Origin of the sequence: Mycobacterium sp. 1165196.3 (assembly GCF_001673415.1) — a bacterium.
GTDB classification, from domain to species: Bacteria; Actinomycetota; Actinomycetes; order Mycobacteriales; family Mycobacteriaceae; genus Mycobacterium; species Mycobacterium europaeum_A.
The window spans coordinates 18,794-35,463 of sequence record NZ_LZLU01000163.1 but is presented as its reverse complement, the minus strand read 5'-3'; the positions used below and the strand labels follow the sequence as shown (position 1 = coordinate 35,463).

Annotated in this window: 16 protein-coding genes; 13 read left to right on the top strand and 3 right to left on the bottom strand. The window is 70.0% G+C overall.

All coding sequences use genetic code 11. From position 1 onward, the window contains the following. Positions 1-6 precede the first annotated feature (6 nt). On the bottom strand, positions 7-261 hold the full coding sequence (locus A5659_RS17435) for a DUF2631 domain-containing protein (RefSeq protein ID WP_066870261.1): 255 nt from the start codon (positions 259-261) through the stop codon (positions 7-9). Positions 262-381: 120 nt separating this feature from the next. Between A5659_RS17435 and dxr the strand changes: the two genes are divergently transcribed. From dxr to A5659_RS17370, 13 genes are all read left to right on the top strand, one after another. Beyond that, a complete protein-coding gene (gene dxr, locus A5659_RS17430) occupies positions 382-1,593 on the top strand; it encodes a 1-deoxy-D-xylulose-5-phosphate reductoisomerase (RefSeq protein ID WP_067182869.1) in 1,212 nt (403 codons plus the stop codon). A gap of 20 nt (positions 1,594-1,613) precedes the next feature. Continuing rightward, the gene (locus tag A5659_RS17425; protein WP_067022813.1) at positions 1,614-2,828 is read left to right on the top strand and encodes an RIP metalloprotease; all 1,215 of its coding nucleotides are present in this window, start codon (positions 1,614-1,616) and stop codon (positions 2,826-2,828) included. 16 nt (positions 2,829-2,844) lie between these two features. Beyond that, positions 2,845-4,023: a flavodoxin-dependent (E)-4-hydroxy-3-methylbut-2-enyl-diphosphate synthase gene (ispG, locus tag A5659_RS17420; RefSeq protein ID WP_067182866.1), complete on the top strand. Its 1,179-nt coding sequence runs from the start codon at positions 2,845-2,847 to the stop codon at positions 4,021-4,023. A 53-nt stretch (positions 4,024-4,076) separates the two neighbouring features. Then, a complete protein-coding gene (locus A5659_RS17415; RefSeq protein WP_067182863.1) occupies positions 4,077-4,931 on the top strand; it encodes a GNAT family N-acetyltransferase in 855 nt (284 codons plus the stop codon). A 163-nt stretch (positions 4,932-5,094) separates the two neighbouring features. Next, entirely contained in the window at positions 5,095-6,909 is a 1,815-nt protein-coding gene (locus A5659_RS17410; RefSeq protein WP_067182860.1) for a penicillin-binding transpeptidase domain-containing protein, read from the top strand. Positions 6,910-7,062: 153 nt separating this feature from the next. Further along, entirely contained in the window at positions 7,063-7,647 is a 585-nt protein-coding gene (locus A5659_RS17405; RefSeq protein ID WP_066870273.1) for a DUF1707 domain-containing protein, read from the top strand. 32 nt (positions 7,648-7,679) lie between these two features. Continuing rightward, the gene (gene map, locus A5659_RS17400; RefSeq protein WP_066870276.1) at positions 7,680-8,537 is read left to right on the top strand and encodes a type I methionyl aminopeptidase; all 858 of its coding nucleotides are present in this window, start codon (positions 7,680-7,682) and stop codon (positions 8,535-8,537) included. Positions 8,538-8,547: 10 nt separating this feature from the next. Further along, the gene (locus A5659_RS17395; RefSeq protein WP_067182858.1) at positions 8,548-10,053 is read left to right on the top strand and encodes a cobyric acid synthase; all 1,506 of its coding nucleotides are present in this window, start codon (positions 8,548-8,550) and stop codon (positions 10,051-10,053) included. A 129-nt stretch (positions 10,054-10,182) separates the two neighbouring features. Next, a complete protein-coding gene (locus A5659_RS17390) occupies positions 10,183-10,734 on the top strand; it encodes an alpha/beta hydrolase (protein WP_066870371.1) in 552 nt (183 codons plus the stop codon). Positions 10,735-10,775: 41 nt separating this feature from the next. Further along, positions 10,776-12,149 carry a glutamine synthetase family protein gene (locus A5659_RS17385; protein WP_156749254.1) on the top strand — a complete coding sequence of 458 codons (1,374 nt, stop codon included), beginning with the start codon at positions 10,776-10,778 and terminating at the stop codon, positions 12,147-12,149. Continuing rightward, complete coding sequence (locus tag A5659_RS17380; RefSeq protein ID WP_066870285.1) at positions 12,136-12,945, top strand: gamma-glutamyl-gamma-aminobutyrate hydrolase family protein; 810 nt, start codon at positions 12,136-12,138, stop codon at positions 12,943-12,945. Before A5659_RS17385 ends, A5659_RS17380 begins: the two co-directional genes overlap by 14 nt. Before the next feature lies 1 nt (position 12,946). Next, positions 12,947-14,311 carry an aldehyde dehydrogenase gene (locus tag A5659_RS17375; RefSeq protein ID WP_067182852.1) on the top strand — a complete coding sequence of 455 codons (1,365 nt, stop codon included), beginning with the start codon at positions 12,947-12,949 and terminating at the stop codon, positions 14,309-14,311. Between the two features lie 3 nt (positions 14,312-14,314). Then, on the top strand, positions 14,315-15,094 hold the full coding sequence (locus A5659_RS17370; protein ID WP_066876144.1) for a 3-oxoacyl-ACP reductase: 780 nt from the start codon (positions 14,315-14,317) through the stop codon (positions 15,092-15,094). Here A5659_RS17370 and A5659_RS17365 read toward each other — a convergent pair. Next, the gene (locus A5659_RS17365) at positions 15,091-16,050 is read right to left on the bottom strand and encodes a PPE family protein (RefSeq protein ID WP_067182848.1); all 960 of its coding nucleotides are present in this window, start codon (positions 16,048-16,050) and stop codon (positions 15,091-15,093) included. The two genes, A5659_RS17370 and A5659_RS17365, sit on opposite strands and share 4 nt — an antisense overlap. Positions 16,051-16,172: 122 nt before the next feature. Further along, positions 16,173-16,628, bottom strand: a complete 456-nt coding sequence (locus A5659_RS17360; RefSeq protein WP_067139196.1) for a hypothetical protein — start codon at positions 16,626-16,628, stop codon at positions 16,173-16,175. Positions 16,629-16,670 lie beyond the last annotated feature (42 nt).

Sequence of the window (16,670 nt, the reverse complement as noted above, 5' to 3'; positions counted from 1 at the left end):
TGCCGGCTACCTGATCCAGCCGCGGCGGCGGCCCCACAGGTCGCGAATCAGCGCCACGAGGATCAGTGCGGCAAACCCGATCAGGAACCAGTTCTCGATGTGGCCGACATGGTTGCCGCGCAGCATCGCCAGCAGGAATCCGAAGCCGATCAGGCCGGCGATGTGCCAGGTCCGGTGATTGATCCTGCTCCAACCCCACGCTGCCGACGGCACCTCGACGTCGTCGACGCCGGTGAAGCGCTCCACCTCGGTACTGGCCACGGCGAATCCCCTTCGGATCGGATTGGCTTGTCGAACCCAAATTCTGGCATACCCCCGCCTGGCTCGACGGCCGCGGTCCGGCGGATGGCCCCGGTCGGTGCCGGGCGGCACAATGAATGAGTGACCAACCCGACGACCGACGGGCAAACGCGCGACCGGCTGCGCGTCCTGGTGCTCGGCAGCACCGGCTCCATCGGCACCCAGGCGCTGGACGTCATCGCCGCCAACCCGGACCGCTTCGAGGTGGTCGGCCTGGCCGCGGGCGGTGCCAACCTGGACACCCTGTTGCGGCAGCGCGCCGAGACCGGTGTGACCAACGTCGCGGTCGCCGACGAGCGCGCGGCGCAGCGAGTCGGTGACATCCCGTTCTGCGGGCCCGACGCGGCCACCCGGCTGGTGCAGGAGACCGAGGCCGACGTCGTGCTCAACGCGCTGGTGGGCGCGCTGGGCCTGCGGCCCACCCTGGCCGCGCTGCAGTCGGGCGCCCGGCTGGCGCTGGCCAACAAGGAATCGCTGATCGCCGGCGGTCCGCTGGTGCTCCGGGCCGCCAAGCCGGGGCAGATCGTGCCCGTCGATTCCGAACACTCCGCGCTGGCCCAGTGCCTGCGCGGCGGGGCCCCCGACGAGGTCGCCAAGCTGGTGCTGACCGCCTCCGGCGGCCCGTTCCGCGGCTGGACCGCCGCCCAGCTGGAGGACGTCACCCCGGAGCAGGCGGGCGCCCACCCGACGTGGTCGATGGGCCCGATGAACACACTGAACTCGGCCTCGCTGGTCAACAAGGGGCTCGAACTCATCGAGACCCACCTGCTGTTCGGCATTCCTTATGACCGCATCGAGGTCGTGGTGCACCCCCAGTCGATTGTTCATTCGATGGTCACCTTCATCGACGGCTCTACCCTGGCCCAGGCCAGCCCGCCGGACATGAAGCTGCCGATCTCGCTCGCCCTCGGCTGGCCGCAGCGGGTTGCGGGCGCGGCCGCCAGCTGCGACTTCAGCACGGCCTCTAGCTGGGACTTCGAGCCGCTGGACGACGACGTTTTCCCCGCCGTCGAGTTGGCCAGGCACGCCGGGCAGATCGGCGGCTGCATGACCGCCGTCTACAACGCGGCCAACGAGGAGGCGGCGGCGGCCTTCCTCGCGGGACGGGTCGGGTTCCCCGCGATCGTCAAAACCATCGCCGACGTGCTGCACGCCGCCGACCAATGGGCCGTGTCACCCGCTACCGTGGATGAGGTACTCGACGCGCAGCGCTGGGCACGCGAGCGGGCGCGGCGTTCCGTCGCACACGCCCGGCCCGCCGAGGTGTCGGCAAAAGCCTCCGGAATGGTGTGAGAAAGGTCCTGGGAGACCAGATGATGTTCGTAATCGGCATTGTGCTGTTCGCACTGGCCATCCTGATCTCGGTGGCCCTGCACGAGTGCGGGCACATGTGGGTCGCGCGCGCGACCGGCATGAAGGTGCGCCGCTACTTCGTCGGTTTCGGGCCCACGCTGTGGTCGACCCGGCGCGGCGAAACCGAATACGGCCTCAAAGCCGTGCCGCTGGGCGGCTTCTGCGACATCGCCGGCATGACGTCGGTGGAGGAGTTGGCGCCCGACGAGACCGACCGCGCCATGTTCAAGCAGAAGGTTTGGAAGCGGGTCGCGGTGCTGTTCGCCGGTCCCGCCGCGAACTTCATCATCTGCCTGGTGCTGCTTTACGGCATCGCGCTCATCTGGGGGCTGCCGAACCTGCACCCGCCCACCCAGGCCGTGGTCGGCGAAACCGCTTGTGTGGCACCGGAAGTGGCGCCGGGAAAGATCGCGGACTGCACCGGCCCCGGGCCGGCGGCGCTGGCCGGAATCCGGCCGGGCGACGTCATCGTCAAGGTGGGTGACACCCCGGTGTCGACCTTCGAGGACATGGCCGCCGCCATCCGCAAGGTGCACGGCAATGTCCCGATCGTCGCCGAGCGCAACGGCACCAAGATCACCACCTACGTCGACGTCACCACCACCCAGCGCTACCTGGGCAACGGGCAGGGCGCTCAGCAACAACCCTCGACGGTCGGCGCCATCGGCGTCGGCGCCGTCAAGGTGGCGCCCACCCGCTACGGGGTGTTCACCGCGATCCCGGCCACCGTTGCCTTCGCCGGTGACCTCACCGGCGAGGTCGGCAAGGCGCTGGTCGCGATCCCGACGAAGGTCGGTGCGCTGGTGCACGCCATCGGCGGCGGGCAGCGCGATCCGCAGACCCCGATGAGCGTCGTCGGCGCCAGCATCATCGGCGGTGACACCGTCGACCACGGGTTGTGGGTGGCGTTCTGGTTCTTCCTGGCCCAGCTGAACCTCATCCTGGGTGCGATCAACCTGGTGCCGCTGTTGCCCTTCGACGGCGGCCACATCGCCATCGCGGTGTTCGAGAAGATCCGTAACCTGGTGCGGTCGGCGCGGGGCATGGTCGCGGCCGCGCCGGTGAACTACCTCAAGCTGATGCCCGCGACATACGTCGTGCTGGTGTTCGTGGTCGGCTACATGCTGCTGACCGTCACCGCCGATCTGGTGAATCCGATCCGGCTGTTCCAGTAGAGAGAAGGCAGCGCAGATGAGCATTGGCTTGGGCATGCCGCAGACCCCGGCGCCCACGCTTGCGCCCCGGCGCCCCACGCGCCAACTGATGGTCCGCGACGTAGGGGTCGGCAGCGATTATCCGATCTCGGTGCAGTCGATGTGCACCACCAAGACGCATGACGTCAACACGACGCTGCAGCAGATCGCCGAGTTGACCGCCGCCGGCTGCGACATCGTCCGGGTGGCCTGCCCGCGCCAGGAGGACGCCGACGCGCTGGCCGAAATCGCCCGGCACAGCCAGATCCCGGTGATCGCCGACATCCACTTCCAGCCCAAGTACATCTTCGCCGCCATCGACGCCGGGTGCGCCGCCGTGCGGGTGAACCCCGGCAACATCAAGGAATTCGACGGCCGCGTGGGCGAAGTCGCCAAGGCCGCCGGTGCGGCCGGCATCCCGATCCGCATCGGCGTCAACGCGGGCTCGCTGGACAAGCGATTCATGCAGAAGTACGGCAAGGCCACCCCGGAGGCGCTGGTCGAGTCCGCGCTGTGGGAGGCCTCGCTGTTCGAGGAGCACGGCTTCGGCGACATCAAGATCAGCGTCAAGCACAACGATCCCGTCGTGATGGTCGCCGCCTACGAGCAGCTGGCCGAGCAATGCGACTACCCGCTGCATCTAGGCGTCACCGAGGCCGGCCCCGCCTTCCAGGGCACCATCAAGTCGGCGGTCGCCTTCGGCGCGCTGCTGTCGCGGGGGATCGGTGACACCATCCGGGTGTCGCTGTCGGCGCCGCCCGTCGAGGAGGTCAAGGTCGGCATCCAGATCCTCGAGTCGCTGAACCTGCGCCCACGCGGGCTCGAGATCGTGTCGTGCCCGTCCTGCGGCCGCGCCCAGGTCGACGTCTACACCCTGGCCAACGAGGTCAGCGCCGGCCTGGACGGCCTCGACGTGCCGCTGCGCGTGGCCGTGATGGGCTGCGTCGTCAACGGCCCGGGGGAGGCCCGCGAGGCCGACCTCGGCGTCGCATCGGGAAATGGCAAGGGCCAGATCTTCGTTCGCGGCGAGGTGATCAAGACCGTGCCCGAAGCCCAGATCGTCGAGACGCTGATCGAAGAGGCGATGCGCATCGCCGCTGAAATGGGCCACGAGATGAACAGCGGCGACGGGCCCGAAGCAACATCCAGCGGTTCACCTGTTGTCACCGTAAGCTGATGAAGGCCAGCGACGTTCTGGTCTGAGAATTCGCACCACAGAGAGTTCGCCCTATGTCGGCTCCGCCCCTGTTCCGCCTTGTCGGTGAGCGACGGGTGTCGGTGGTGCGCGACGCGGCCGCCGTCTGGCGGGTGCTCGACGACGATCCCGTCGCCTCCTGCATGGTCGCGGCGCGGGTGGCCGACCACGGCATCGACCCCAACTCGATCGGCGGCGAACTGTGGACGCTGCGCGGCGCCGACGAATCGCTGTGCTTTGCCGGCGCCAATCTGATTCCGCTGCGCGGCGCGCCGGCCGACCTGAGCGCGTTCGCGGACGAGGCCATGCGGGGGACGCGGCGCTGCTCGTCGCTGGTCGGCAGGGCCGACCTGGTGATGCCGATGTGGGAGCGGCTCGAGGCGGCCTGGGGTCCGGCTCGCGACGTGCGCGGCCGCCAGCCGCTGCTGGCGTTGTCCAACCACCCCAGGTGCGACCTCGACCCCGGGGTGCGGCAGGTCCGGCCCGAAGAGCTGGACGCCTACCTGGTGGCCGCCGTCGATATGTTCATCGGCGAAGTGGGCGTCGACCCGCGCATCGGCGACGGCGGTCGCGGCTACCGGCGCCGGGTGGCCAGCCTGATCACGGCCGGGCGGGCCTGGGCGCGGTTCGAGCACGGCCAGGTCGTCTTCAAGGCCGAGGTGGGCTCGCAGTCCCCGGGCGTCGGCCAGATCCAGGGGGTGTGGGTGCACCCGGAGTGGCGCGGGCTGGGCTTGGGCACCGCCGGCACCGCGACGGTGGCCGCGGTGATCGTCGGCACCGGGCGCACCGCCAGCCTTTACGTCAACGACTTCAACACGGTGGCCCGCGCCGCCTACGCACGGGTGGGCTTCACCGAGATCGGCACCTTCGCGACGGTGCTGCTCGACTAGCCGGTCACGTTCGCCGCGAGCGCCCGGCCGGCCGGGCGCCGGGTGACCAACGCCCGCGTGGCCGGGCCCTCGGCGCACAGATGGTCCGCAAATCCACGCATCACGGTTCGGTCTCGGTGTGTCGGCGCCCCTGTTCAGGCCACAGTTCTTAACATCAGCACCGATGGTAACGAGAACAACAATTGCCACATCTGCCTCAGGCGTGCTGCTGGTCGCGGCCGTCGCCCTGTCCGGCTGCACGCCGCGGCCCGACGGCCCGGGCCCGGCCGCGGAGAAGTTCTTCCGCGCCCTGGCCGTCGGCGACACCGCGACCGCCGCGCAACTCAGCGACAGCCCGAACGAGGCCCGCGAAGCCCTCAACGCCGCCTGGTCCGGCCTGCAGGCAACCCACCTCGACGCCCAGCTGCTCAACGCCAAGTACGCCGAGGACAGCGGCACGGTCGGCTACCGCTTCACCTGGCACCTGCCCAAGAACCGCACGTGGACCTATGACGGCCAGCTGAGGATGGCCCGCGACGAGGGGCACTGGGCCGTGCGGTGGACCACCACCGCGCTGCACGCCAAGTTGGGCGAGCACCAGACGTTCGCGCTGCGCGCCGACCGGCCGCATCGCGCTTCGGTGAACGAGCTCGGCGGCAGCGATGTGCTGGTGCCGGGCTACCTGTACCACTACACGCTGGACGCCACCCAGGCCGGACCCGCGCTGTCCGGCACGGCGCACGCCATCGTCGACGTGCTGCATCCCTTCAACGGCGCCCTCAACGATCCGCAGCTGCTGGCCGAGCAGGCCAGCTCGACGCCGCATCCGGTGGATCTGGGGGTGACGCTGCACCCCGACGACAACGACAAGGTGTCCCCGCTGGTCGGGCACCTGCCCGGTGTCGTGGTCACCCCCCAGCCCGAAATGCTGCCCACCGACCCGCATTTCGCGCCCGCGGTCATCTCCGCGGTGAAGAAGGCGGTGGTCGACCAGCTCGACGGTGAGGCGGGCTGGCGGGTGGTCAGCGTCAACCAGAACGGCGTGGAGGTCGAGGTGCTGCACGAGGTCCAGGGGTCTCCGGCGCCGTCGGTGTCGATCACCCTGGACCGCACGGTGCAAAACGCCGCCCAGCGCGCGGTCGACAACAAGGGCGGCAAGGCGATGATCGTGGTCATCAAGCCGTCGACCGGAGAGATCCTCGCGATCGCGCAGAACGGCGGGGCCGACGCGGACGGTTTGCCGGCCACCAACGGGCTGTTCCCGCCGGGGTCGACGTTCAAGATGATCACCGCCGGCGCCGCCGTCGACCGCGGCATGGCCACGCCCAACTCGATGCTGGGCTGCCCGGGCCACCTCGACATCGGCCACCGCACGGTGCCCAACTACGGCGGCTTCGATCTGGGCGTGGTGTCGCTGTCGCGCGCGTTCGCCAGCTCGTGCAACACCACGTTCGCGGAGCTGAGCAGCCGGCTGCCGCCGCGCGGCCTGACCCAGACGGCCGCCCAATACGGCATCGGCCTCGACTACACGGTGGACGGCGTCACCACCGTGACGGGGTCGGTGCCGCCGACGGTCGACCTGGCCGAACGCACCGAGGACGGCTTCGGCCAGGGCAAGGTGCTGGCCAGCCCGTTCGGCATGGCCCTGGTGGCGGCGACGGTCGCCGCCGGCAAGACGCCGGTGCCGCAACTGATCGTGGGCCGCCAGACGGCGGTCCAGGGGGACACCACGCCGATCAGCCCGAAGATGATCGACGCGCTGCGGCCGATGATGCGGCTGGTGGTGACCAACGGGACCGCCAAGGAGATCGCCGGCTGCGGCGAGATCTACGGCAAGACCGGTGAGGCCGAGTTCCCGGGCGGATCGCATTCCTGGTTCGCCGGCTACCGCGGCGACCTGGCCTTCGCCTCGTTGATCGTCGGGGGCGGCAGCTCGGAGTGGGCGGTTCGGATGACCAAGTTCATGTTCGAGGCGCTGCCGCCGAACTTCCTGGCCTGATCTGACGGGGGCGACCCGCCGCGCCCGCTTCGCCGCGCTTGCGATCGCCCCTGATCTGATGGGGGCGACCCGCCGCGCCCGCTTCGCCGCGCTTGCGATCGCCCCTGATCTGACAGGGGCGACCCCGGCCCGCTTCAGCGGTAAATTGCGAACATGACCGATACCGGCGGCGACATGGTGGCCCTGCGGGTCTCCGACGCCGACCGCAACGGCACGATGCGCCGGCTGCACAACGCCGTCGCGCTCGGGCTGATCGACATCGACGAGTTCGAGCAGCGCTCGTCGCAGGTGTCCTACGCGCGCACGCGCGGCGAGCTGGACCATCTGGTCGGCGACCTGCCGGGGCCGGGCGCCATCGTCACCTCCGCGGCCGACCGGGTCGAGCTGCGGGGCTGGGCGGGTTCGCTGAAGCGCCACGGCGAATGGCAGGTGCCCACCCGCCTGGCGCTGGTCCGCCGGCTGGGCTCGGTGGAACTCGACCTCACCAAGGCCCGCTTCGCGGGGCCGGTGGTGGTCATCGAACTCGACATGAGATTCGGCTCCGTGGAGATTCGATTGCCCGACGGCGCCAGCGCGTCCATCGACGACGTCGAGGTCTACGTGGGCAGCGCCAGCGACCGTCGCAAAGACCCGCCTGGTGAGGGCAGGCCGCACGTGGTGTTGACCGGGCGGGTGGTGTGCGGCTCGGTGATCATCCGTGGGCCGCGGCGCTCGCTGCTGCGCCGTCAGCGGCTCTGAGCGTCCATCCGCCCTGCCATTAAGCTGGTCGCATGCCTGCTCGCACCGCGCTTTCCCCTGGAGAGTTGTCCCCGACTCTGCCGGTGCCCGGCAGTATCGCGCGCCCGGAATACGTCGGCAAGCCCACCGCCCAGGAGGGCAGCGAACCGTGGGTGCAGACCCCCGAAGTGATCGAGAAGATGCGCGTCGCCGGCCGGATCGCGGCCGGCGCGCTGGTGGAGGCGGGCAAGGCCGTCGCACCGGGCGTGACCACCGACGAACTGGACCGCATCGCCCACGAGTACATGGTCGACCACGGTGCCTACCCCTCCACGCTGGGTTACAAGGGCTACCCGAAGTCGTGCTGCACGTCGCTCAACGAGGTCATCTGCCACGGCATCCCGGACTCGACGGTGATCGAGGACGGCGACATCGTCAACATCGACGTCACCGCCTACATCGACGGGGTACACGGCGACACCAACGCGACCTTCCTGGCCGGCGATGTGTCCGAGGAGCACCGGCTGCTGGTGGAGCGAACCCGGGAGGCGACGATGCGCGCGATCAACGCCGTAAAGCCGGGGCGGGCGCTGTCGGTCGTCGGCCGCGTCATCGAGTCGTACGCAAACCGGTTCGGCTACAACGTCGTTCGCGACTTCACCGGTCACGGCATCGGTACCACGTTCCACAACGGCCTGGTGGTCCTGCACTACGAGCAGCCGTCGGTGTCGACCATCATGCAACCGGGGATGACGTTCACCATCGAACCGATGATCAACCTCGGCGGCCTGGACTACGAGATCTGGGACGACGGCTGGACGGTGGTCACCCGCGATCGCAAGTGGACCGCGCAGTTCGAGCACACCCTGCTGGTCACCGACACCGGCGTCGAAATCCTCACCTTGCCATGACTTTCGCCGGATGACCGGAGCCCTGCTGGTCGCGGGCACCAGCTCCGACGCCGGGAAATCGGTGGTGGTGGCGGGCCTGTGCCGGTTGCTGGCCCGCCGCGGGGTCCGCGTCGCCCCCTTCAAGGCGCAGAACATGTCCAACAACTCCGTGGTGACCGTCGAAGGCGGTGAGATCGGCCGCGCCCAGGCGATCCAGGCGCGCGCGGCGGGACTGGAACCGAGCGTGCGCTTCAATCCGATCCTGCTCAAGCCGGGCAGTGACCGCACCTCGCAACTGGTGATCAAGGGTCGGGTCGCCGACACGGTCAGCGCGAAAAGCTATGTGCGGCACCGTGAACGGCTGTCAGTCATCGTCGGCGACGAATTGGCAAGCCTGCGTGCCGAATTCGACGCGGTGATATGCGAGGGGGCCGGTTCGCCGGCCGAGATCAACCTGCGCGCCACCGATCTGGCCAACATGGGACTGGCCCGGGCCGCGGGCTTGCCGGTGCTTCTGGTCGGGGACATCGATCGCGGGGGGCTGTTGGCGCACCTGTTCGGGACGGTCGCGGTCCTCGAGCCCGACGACCAGGCGCTGATCGCGGGGTTCGTCGTCAACAAGTTCCGCGGTGATCCCGCGCTGCTCGAACCCGGGTTGCGCCAGCTGCACGACATGACCGGCCGGCCCACCTACGGCGTCCTCCCGTACGCCGACGAGCTGTGGCTGGACGCCGAGGACTCGCTGTCGGTGGTCGCGCACCGCGTCATCGGCACGCCCGCCCCGCCGTGCGGCGACGAGTGGCTGCGGGTGGCCGCGGTCCGGTTGCCCCGGATCTCCAACTCCACCGACGTCGAGGCGCTGGCCTGTGAACCGGGCGTGCTGGTGCGCTGGGTCACCGACCCCGCCGACGTCACCGACGCCGACCTGATCGTCATCCCGGGCAGCAAGGCCACCGTCGCGGACCTGGCGTGGTTGCGCGGTCAGGGCCTGGCCGACGCGATCGCCGCGCACGCCCGCACGGGCAAGCCGGTGCTGGGAATCTGCGGCGGATTTCAGATGCTGTGCAGTCGCCTAGACGATCCGGTGGAATCCGGCACGACGGGCGTGCCCGGGCTCGGGCTGTTGGACGCCGACATCGCCTTCGATGTCGACAAGACCCTGCGCCGCTGGCAGCGGCCGCTGTCCGGATACGAGATCCACCACGGCCGGGTCACCCGCTGCGCCGAGGCGAGCTGGTTCGAGTGCGGCGCCGATCCCCAGCCCCAGGGTGTGGTGCGCGGGGCGGTCTTCGGGACCCACTGGCACGGGCTGCTCGACAACGACGACTTCCGGCGCGGCTGGCTGCGCCGGGTCGCAGACGCGGCAGGCCGCGGCGGATTCGTGGTCGGTGACGTTGACGTCGCCGCCCGCCGCGACGCGCAACTCGATGTCGCCGCCGACTTGCTGGCATCCCATCTCGACATCGACGGTATTCTCAGCTTGCTTGATGGTCCCCCGCCGCGGCGACCGCATCTGGCAAGCGCCTTGCGCCCCTAGGGCATTCGCGCCCAGCGCGGTATGAACGCCGCCGTTGACGACGCGGCCGAAAAACGAATTTGCGTACCAGATGCCGAAGAATCGTCGCGCACGGATGCCGTTTGGTTGTAGCGTGCTGGGGTGTCCTCGATGATGACCACCCTGGACGGATTCCCCGTGCCGGTGGTGGTGGCCGGCCCGGAGAACGGCGTCGTCGTCGTCATACTGGGCGACGAAGACCGCGTCCCGGCGGCGTACGACGCGGTCTGCGAGCGCCTGCACACCGCATCGCTTCGGACGGTCGTGGTCGGCTTCGATTCTCGGCTGACCCCCAAGTCGCTCATCGGCATCCTCGACGCGCTGGGCATCGGCTGGGCCGTGGTGATGGGCGATCGCGCCGGCGCCGAGCTCGCCTGGGAGCTGACCGCCACGCGGCTGGGCCGCTTCGTCGGACTGGTGGTGATCGACCGCGGCCACCCGCGGGCCTCCAACTACGAGGGCGCCGTCACCGACGGGCACTGCCCGCCGGTCGAGATCGGCACCACCGTGTTGGTCAGCTCGCCGGCCGCCCGGGCCGTGGCGCAGGCCAGCCAGCGCTACGTCTACGCCGATTACCGGGTGGTGCACCTGGGGCGCCGCAGCGTGCAGGAGTCGACGGCGCAACTGGCCGCCGAGATCATTCTGCGCACCAGCACCTGGTAGCGCCTGGTTGACTGACGGTCATGGCCAGTGAAGAACCTGCCGTGACCGATCCCGGCGCCGCGATGCTGTCGTTGACGGACCTGCAGCGATTGGTGGGCGCCGCTGAGGTGGACACGGTCATCGTGGCGTTCGCCGACATGCAGGGCCGGCTGGTCGGCAAGCGGATCGACGCCCGGTTGTTCGTCGACGAGGTGGCCACGCACGGCGCCGAGTGCTGCGGGTACCTGCTCGCCGTCGACGTCGACATGAACACCGTGAGCGGCTACGCCGTGTCGAGCTGGGACACCGGATACGGCGACACGGTGCTGCGGCCCGACCTGTCCACCCTGCGGCGCATTCCCTGGCTGCCCGGCACGGCGTTGGTGATCGCCGACGTGGGTTGGTCCGACGGCAGCCCGGTCGCCGTGTCGCCGCGGGCGATCCTGCGCCGCCAACTGGACCGGTTGGCCGAGCGCGGCCTGGCCGCCGACGTCGCGACCGAGCTGGAATTCATCGTGTTCGACGAGCCCTATCGCCAGGCGTGGGCCAACGGCTACCGCGGGCTGACCCCGGCCAGTGACTACAACATCGACTACGCGATCGCGGCGTCCTCGCGGATGGAGCCGCTGCTGCGCGACATCCGGCAGGGGATGATCGGCGCCGGCCTGCGCTTCGAGGCCGTCAAGGGCGAATGCAACAGGGGACAGCAGGAAATCGGTTTCCGCTACGCCGACGCGCTGATCACCTGCGACAACCACGTCATCTACAAGAACGGCGCCAAAGAGATCGCCGACCGGCATGGCAAGAGCCTGACGTTCATGGCGAAATACGATGAGCGAGAAGGCAACAGCTGTCACGTGCACCTCTCGCTGCGCGATTCGCAGGGTGGTGCCGTGTTCGCCGATCCCAGCCGCCCGCACGGCATGTCCTCGACGTTCTGCAGTTTCCTGGCCGGCCTGCTCGCCAGCCTGAGCGAGCTCACGCTGTTCTATGCGCCGAACGTGAACTCCTACAAGCGATTCGCCGACGGCAGTTTCGCGCCCACCGCGCTGGCGTGGGGTTTGGACAATCGCACCTGCGCGCTGCGGGTGGTCGGTCATGGATCCAACACCCGCGTCGAGTGCCGGGTGCCCGGCGGCGACGTCAACCCGTATCTGGCGGTGGCGGCCATCGTCGCCGGAGGGCTGTACGGTATCGAACGGGGCCTGGAGCTACCGGAGCCCTGCGCGGGAAACGCCTACCAGACTCCCGGCGTCGAGCGGTTGCCCGTCACCCTGGCCGAGGCGGCCTCGGCGTTCGAACGCTCGGCGCTCGCGCGGGACGCGTTCGGCGACGACGTGGTCGCCCATTACCTGAACAATGCGCGGGTGGAGTTGGCGGCCTTCAACGCGGCGGTCACCGACTGGGAGAGGATGCGTGGGTTTGAACGGCTCTGAGTTCGACGGTGGCGACCCGCTGCGCCCGGCTGCGCCGCGCTTGCGATCGCCACTGTCCGACGGTGGCCGCCCGCCCCGCCCGGTTGTCGGCCTCACGACGTACCTGGAGCGGGTGCAGACCGGCATCTGGGACATCCCCGCCGGGTACCTGCCCGCCGACTACTTCGAAGGTGTCATCCTGGCCGGCGGGATCGCGGTGCTGCTGCCACCGCAGCCGGTGGACGCCGAGATCGTCGATTCGGTTCTCGACAGCCTGCACGCCCTGGTGATCACGGGCGGCTACGACGTGGACCCCGCCAGCTACGGCCAGCAACCCCACCCGAGCACCGACGCGCCCCGCACCGACCGCGACGCGTGGGAGTTCGCGCTGTTGCGTGGCGCGCTGCGGCGGGGCCTGCCGGTGCTCGGAATCTGCCGCGGCGCACAGATACTCAACGTCGCCCTGGGCGGCACGTTGCACCAGCACCTGCCCGATGTGCTCGGGCACAGCGGACACCGGGCGGGCAACGGCGTCTTCACCCGGCTGCCGGTGCGCACCGTGGCGGGCACCCGGCTGGCCGCGCTGGTCGGGGAGGCCGCCGATGCGCCGAGCTATCACCACCAGGCCATCGACAAGGTGGGGGACGGCCTGGTGGTCAGCGCGCGGGACGGCGACGGCGTCGTCGAGGCGCTGGAGCTGCCGGGGGACCGGTTTGTGCTTGCCGTGCAATGGCATCCGGAGCAGTCGCTGGACGATCTGCGGCTGTTCACCGCGATCGTGGACGCCGCGCGGTCCTACGCGGGACGCGTGAGCTGAGGTGAGCACCGCGCAACTGATCAACCCGGCGACCGAGGAGGTGCTGCGGTCGGTCGAGCACGCCGACGTCGCGGCGGTCGACGACGCGGTGGTCCGGGCGCTGGCGGCCCAGCGCAGGTGGGCGCGGTTGGCTCCGGCCGAACGGGCCGCCGGCCTGCGGGCCTTCGCCGCCGCCGTCGACGCCCATCTCGACGAGCTGGCCGCCCTCGAGGTCGCCAACTCGGGGCATCCCATCGCGTCGGCCGAGTGGGAGGCCGGTCACGTCCGCGACGTGTTGAACTTCTACGCGGCCAGCCCGGAACGCTTGTCCGGCAAGCAGATTCCCGTGACCGGCGGCCTGGATGTCACGTTCAACGAGCCGATGGGCGTGGTCGGCGTGATCACCCCGTGGAACTTCCCGATGCCCATCGCGTCGTGGGGTTTCGCGCCGGCGCTGGCCGCGGGCAACGCCGTGCTGGTCAAACCCGCCGAGGTGACGCCGCTGACCACGATCCGGCTCGGTGAGCTGGCGGTGCAGGCCGGCCTCGACGCGGACCTGCTGCAGGTGCTGCCGGGGCGGGGCGCGGTGGTCGGGGAGCGGTTCGTCACCCACCCCGGCATCCGCAAGATCGTGTTCACCGGGTCCACCGAGGTCGGCAAGCAGGTGATGTCCCGTGCGGCCGCACAGGTCAAGCGGGTGACCCTCGAACTGGGCGGCAAGAGCGCCAACATCGTCTTCGCCGACTGTGACCTGGAGCGTGCCGCCGCGACCGCGCCGGCCGGGGTGTTCGACAACGCGGGTCAGGACTGCTGCGCCCGCAGCCGAATCCTGGTGCAGCGCAGCGTCTATGACCGCTTCATGGAGTTACTCGAGCCCGCCGTCACGCGCGTCGTCGTCGGCGACCCGGCGTCTCGGGACACCGAGATGGGGCCGCTGGTGTCCGCGGCGCACCGCGACAAGGTGGCGTCGTACGTTCCCGACGACGCCCCGGTCGCGTTTCGCGGCACCGCACCGGACGGCCGCGGATTCTGGTTCCCGCCAACGGTTCTGACGCCACCCCGGACCGACCGCTGTGTCACCGACGAGATCTTCGGCCCGGTCGTCACGGTGCTGGCCTTCGACGACGAGCACGACGCCGTCACGCTGGCCAACGACACCAGCTACGGCCTGTCCGGATCGATCTGGACCGACGACCTGTCCCGCGCGCTGCGCGTCTCGCGGGCGGTGGAAGCCGGGAACCTGTCGGTGAATTCGCACTCGTCGGTGCGCTACAGCACCCCGTTCGGCGGGTTCAAGCAGTCTGGGCTGGGCCGTGAGCTGGGCCCGGACGCGCCGCTGCACTTCACCGAGACCAAGAACGTGTTCATCGCGATCAAGGAGGACTAGGCGGTGGCGGTCGATCTCACCCAACGACTGGCGGGCCGGGTGGCCGTCGTCACCGGCGCCGGCGGCGGCATCGGGCTGGCCGCGGCGCGGCGGATGCGCGCCGAGGGCGCCACCATCGTGGTGGGCGACATCGACGCCGACGCCGGTGGCGCGGCGGCCGAGGAACTGTCCGGCTTGTTCGTGCCCACCGACGTGTCCGACGAGGGCGCGGTCGACGCGCTGTTCGATACCGCGGCGCGCGCGCACGGGCGCATCGACATCGCGTTCAACAACGCCGGCATCTCCCCGCCCGACGACGACCTGATCGAGAACACCGAGCTGCCGGCGTGGCAACGCGTTCAGGACGTCAACCTGAAGTCGGTGTACCTGTGCTGCCGGGCGGCGCTGCGCCACATGGTGCCCGCCCGCCAGGGATCGATCATCAACACCGCGTCGTTCGTCGCGGTCCTGGGGTCGGCGACGTCGCAGATCTCCTACACCGCATCCAAGGGCGGGGTGCTGGCCATGTCGCGCGAGCTGGGCGTGCAGTTCGCCCGGCAAGGCATCCGCGTCAACGCCTTGTGCCCGGGGCCGGTCAACACCCCTCTGCTGCAAGAGCTTTTCGCCAAGGACCCGGAACGCGCCGCGCGCCGGCTGGTGCACGTCCCGGTCGGCCGGTTCGCCGATCCCAACGAAATCGCCTCGGCGGTAGCGTTTTTGGCCAGCGACGACGCGTCTTTCATCACCGCCTCGACGTTCATGGTCGACGGCGGCATCAGCGCGGCCTACGTCACCCCGCTCTAACCCAGCTCATTGGCCGCATGCGGTCCGGGCGGCTCGCTGATCGCGACCAGGCGGATGGGTTCGCCGGTCCGGTCGTCGATCGAGCGCTGCAGCAGGGGCGCCGCGGCCGCCCAGGCGCGCGGCACCGACAGCGCACCGATCGGCGCCGCGCGGCGCCAGGCCGCCTCGACGCCATTGGTGGCGGCCGGCTTCGGGAAGAGCGATTGCAGGGCCGCCGTCTTGTTCACCGAATTCAGGTGGGCGATCGCGAAATCCGACGGTGCGGTCACCGAGTTCAGCTTCGACAGCGGCGCGGTGACCGGGGACAGGGACGCATCGATCGTCTGCAGTGGTGACGATGACAGCCGTGCTAAAGCGTCGGGTATCACCGACATCACCTTGCCGCCGGCCGATATGACGTCCGGGGCCGATTGTAGGACCCAACTACGTTCGGCCACAGCAGGATTGCCGGGTGGTTCGGGAAAGGGAGCCATCGCCGTGGCAGCAGCCGCGGCCCGCGCGTAGGCGTACATCGCGCCGGTGGTCTGCGCCCACATCGCGTCGTACTCGGCGTCGGCGTCCGCGATCACGGTGCTGTGGTGGCCCAGACAATTCGTCGAGGCCAGCGCGAGTCGTCGGGCGCGGTTGCCGGCGATCGCCTGCGGCGAGACAGTCGCCGTGAAGGCCGTCTGATGCGCGCCCGCCGCCGCCGCGAGCTGGGTGGCCGCTTGCTCACCGCGGGCCGCGACCGTCTCGAGCCAGTCGACGTAGCGTGCGGCTGCGGTGAGCGCCGCCGGGGCCAAGCCCGCGTCGGCCGCAGCCAGCTTCGCGGTCACCGCCCGATAGTCGGCCGCCGCGGTAAAGAGCCGCGCCGCCAGCGCATCCCATGCCGCCGCGGCCCGCATCATCGAGCCCGCGCCGGGTCCCGAGTACATCAGCCCGGAGTTGATCTCCGGAGGTAGCGTCGCGAAATCCATTACAGCCTCCGCCCGAGAGTGGCGGTGTGAGTTGTGCCCGAAAACATGAGGGTGTTCCTTCACGAGATAGACGCCGGGGTTACAAGCCGGTGGGCGAGGCGCGCTCGGCCCGGGCGCCACAATCAGCTACGGGCGACGCAGATCTGGGTCAAGATATCTCGGTCGGACAAAGTGACCGCCGGCGCGCGGGATCGGGCGCCGGCGGGCGCAAACCCTATCGGGGTGAACGACAACGGCACCGGCGCCAGCACCGATTGTGCCGACACGCGGTTCCAGGTCAGGGGCCGCTCCTTCGTCGTCCACGCGCTGTGGAACGGCTTGCGGTTGGTCTTGTTCGCCGGCGCGCCGACGCGCGACGCCGCCACGGCGGGCTGGCCGAGGGCGGGCAGACGACCGTGCGTCAGTCCCGCGGCCGCGCCGAGTCCTGCGGACCACGCGGCGGGCTCCGGCGGTGCCGCCGCGGAGAAGGCGGGTCGCAGCGCCGAACCCGCGATCAGGGCGGTGAAGGCCGCCAGCGCTGCGGCAACCGCGATGGCCGCCTGCCATCGCCGAGTCTCGCCAACGCCCCGGGAAACCACAGTGCACCGAATGTAGCGCGCAAAAATCGGCGAACGGTCTAA

Bases quoted from the DNA above. Each gene is read 5' to 3' on its own strand.
- A5659_RS17425 (WP_067022813.1), top strand. From the start codon at position 1,614: ATGATGTTCGTAATCGGCATTGTGCTGTTCGCACTGGCCATCCTGATC.
- ispG (WP_067182866.1), top strand. From the start codon at position 2,845: ATGAGCATTGGCTTGGGCATGCCGCAGACCCCGGCGCCCACGCTTGCG.
- A5659_RS17415 (WP_067182863.1), top strand. From the start codon at position 4,077: ATGTCGGCTCCGCCCCTGTTCCGCCTTGTCGGTGAGCGACGGGTGTCG.
- A5659_RS17410 (WP_067182860.1), top strand. From the start codon at position 5,095: ATGGTAACGAGAACAACAATTGCCACATCTGCCTCAGGCGTGCTGCTG.
- A5659_RS17405 (WP_066870273.1), top strand. From the start codon at position 7,063: ATGACCGATACCGGCGGCGACATGGTGGCCCTGCGGGTCTCCGACGCC.
- map (WP_066870276.1), top strand. From the start codon at position 7,680: ATGCCTGCTCGCACCGCGCTTTCCCCTGGAGAGTTGTCCCCGACTCTG.
- A5659_RS17395 (WP_067182858.1), top strand. From the start codon at position 8,548: ATGACCGGAGCCCTGCTGGTCGCGGGCACCAGCTCCGACGCCGGGAAA.
- A5659_RS17390 (WP_066870371.1), top strand. From the start codon at position 10,183: ATGATGACCACCCTGGACGGATTCCCCGTGCCGGTGGTGGTGGCCGGC.
- A5659_RS17365 (WP_067182848.1), bottom strand. From the start codon at position 16,050: ATGGATTTCGCGACGCTACCTCCGGAGATCAACTCCGGGCTGATGTAC.